This is a genomic window from Croceitalea sp. MTPC6 (assembly GCF_036985525.1).
GTDB lineage: Bacteria > Bacteroidota > Bacteroidia > Flavobacteriales > Flavobacteriaceae > Croceitalea.
On sequence record NZ_BTGR01000018.1, the window covers coordinates 1 to 2,691 of the forward strand.

General features: G+C 38.2%; 1 protein-coding gene. It reads right to left on the bottom strand.

Translation table 11 applies throughout. The annotated features are described in order from the left end of the window. On the bottom strand, positions 1–2,508 hold a 2,508-nt coding region (locus AACP56_RS17810; protein ID WP_339339053.1), incomplete at its 3' end, for an FG-GAP-like repeat-containing protein. Between the last annotated feature and the right edge of the window lie 183 nt (positions 2,509–2,691).

Here is a 2,691-nt window from a genome sequence, read left to right on the forward strand (position 1 = left end):
TGCAGGAAATCCTCCATCATTGGCATGGGGTACTATTGCCCTTCTTCCAGGAGCAGGGTTTGTATTATCCATTGGGTCTCCTGGTTCCCATACTGCTATGGAAACTTCGCCATTTGGGTGTCTTCCCAGTACTGTACCAGAAGCCAAACTGTTCGCCCTATAAGATGCATTACCAATATCATAGTTGCCAATTGCCAAGCCTGCTGTAATCGGGTGTGTATTATCAATAATATTCACAACAGCAGCGCCAGTTGTAGTTCCTTGATTAGCTCCCAAAATATCATCATGCAGGAAAGTCTCACTAGTTATGACAGCATTTGTTGTTCCAACCAAGTTAGTTACATTGGCTAAGGCAGTACCACTTATCGCATCTTCAAATATAAAAGTGACCGCATAATTATCAGCATTGCCACCTACTCCATCATCTACAACAGTAACACCATAACCTAAAGCAGTTAACTTATCAATAGTATTTTGTTCCTCAGTACCAACTGGGGTATTGGTTACCCATAAAACTGTTTTGGGTGATTCAACAGCATCCAATATACCGTCATTGTCATCATCTAAATCAACATTATCTGTAATTCCGTCACCATCTGAGTCAGGTGATTGCGATACTGTTATAAAAACCGTAGCCGTATCCTGTCCGGATGCAAATGAACATATTGTATTATCGCCAATAGTGTAGGTAAAAGAAGTAGTCCCAAAGAAGCTCCCAGGGCTATAGGTAATAGTGCCGTCTAAATTAAGCGTAGCTGTTCCGTTGGCTGGTTGGGTTATTGAAAGTACTTCCAAAGTACTACTTTCTGGGTCACTATCCACCCCATTACCATTATCAATCAAAGCATCAAAAGTAATATCTACGCTTGATGATGTGGTTATAATATCATCTTGTGCTATTGGAGGCAGATTTGATGTATCTGGTAATAAATCAATTAAGTTGATACTTCCATTGTTAAAATCTGAAGGGGTTAATTGACTTCTAACAATCACCCTGCCGGAAGAAGTACGTGGGTAACCAATCTCTAATACAATTGGTACATTTGGTCCACTTGGTAGTCCAAAATGAATTACTCCAGATTCCATTGTACCATGTCCAAACCCTCCATTTACCTCTCTAGTTCCGGAAATCACATTTCCGTCACAGTCCAAAATCTTTGCTGTCGCCCCTATACCGAAGCGTTCCTCCGTTCCTGTTAAGCCAAACTCATCTCTATTCTCCTTAATATCTATATAAAGATGATTTGCACGATCTGTAGCTCCAAGATTATTTATATATAGGGCATTATCACCAGATCTGTTCATATATAAATCCAAATCACCATCTTCATCAATATCAATAAATGTGCAGCCCTCGCCCCTGTTCTGAAATGATATTCCTGAATCTACAAATGACATTGCACCTCCTCCATTATTAATCTGATTTAAGTAAAGCTTGCTAATGTTACCACTACCATTTCCGCCATTAGATAGAAATATATCCATATCTCCATCATTGTCCACATCACCAAAAGCTAGTCCTTCCATTTGTCCAGAAAATGATGTAGGAATACCTGTTGCAGCACCTAAACCAGTCCAAGTTCCATCACCATTATTTCTATGCACTTGATTTGTACCATTCTCTGTCCAATACAAATCAAAATCACCATCATTATCCAGGTCACCGAAAGCAACAGCTCCTTTATTGCCGTTAGCTGCTTGATCAATATCAACACCATCCTGAAAAGTCCCTCCTAAATTGGTAAATAAATCTACTTGATCTTGCTTCCGAACCACAATGTCTACCCATCCATCATCATTAAAATCAGTGGCAGATCCATAATCCCCATCTGTAGCATCTTGTACAAGACCCAATGGCCAGGTGTTTGAATCAAACTCATCATAAGGTGGGTTAGGGCTATCTGCCTTTCTTGTTACGTGTGTAAAAAAACCAGAGCCATCATTTTGAAGAATATCTATACCAAAATTATGATTGTCTATATATAGATCTAAGTCTCCGTCCCCATCATAATCCAAAGCACCAACACCTTCACAATTTAGACCATCTGTTAAAGAGGTGAATTGCTGGTTAGGAGCTGTTCCCCCCGTACCATTACCAAAACGATTTGTTGCTGGGTCTTGAAGAAAAATCCTTAAATCATTATTATCATTTCTAAAAATATCGGGATAACCATCATTGTTAAAATCAACAAATAGAGCCGTTCTTTCTAGACCACCTCCAGAGAAATCTGGGGCCAAAGTACTAGTAACATCAGTAAATGTTCCTCCATCATTCCTCATTAAATAACCTGCTCCGTTAGTGTTCACTACTAAGTCAAAATCCCCATCCAAATCATAGTCAGCCCAAGCATGCCCCCCATCTTTATTCCCAGAAATATCTAGATTATATGCAGCTGCACTTTCTGTGAAAGTAGTTTGACTTGAAACCCTTAAAAAAGAAAACAGAAAAAACAGTACAATTATGAAACCATTAATTCTTGTGGAGAACAAGACCTTTGTATTTTTCACTGTTATAATTTGATAATCAGATTATTATCAAAATTACACTTGTATGAAAGGATTGAAAACATTATGTTGTGAATGAGGCAGTCTACCTAGCAAATCTTCATTTTTAATCTGTTTATAGGTGGAAATACTCGAAACATCTAAAATTAAAGAGAATTAACTTACTTCTAAGTAAGTAGAAGATTA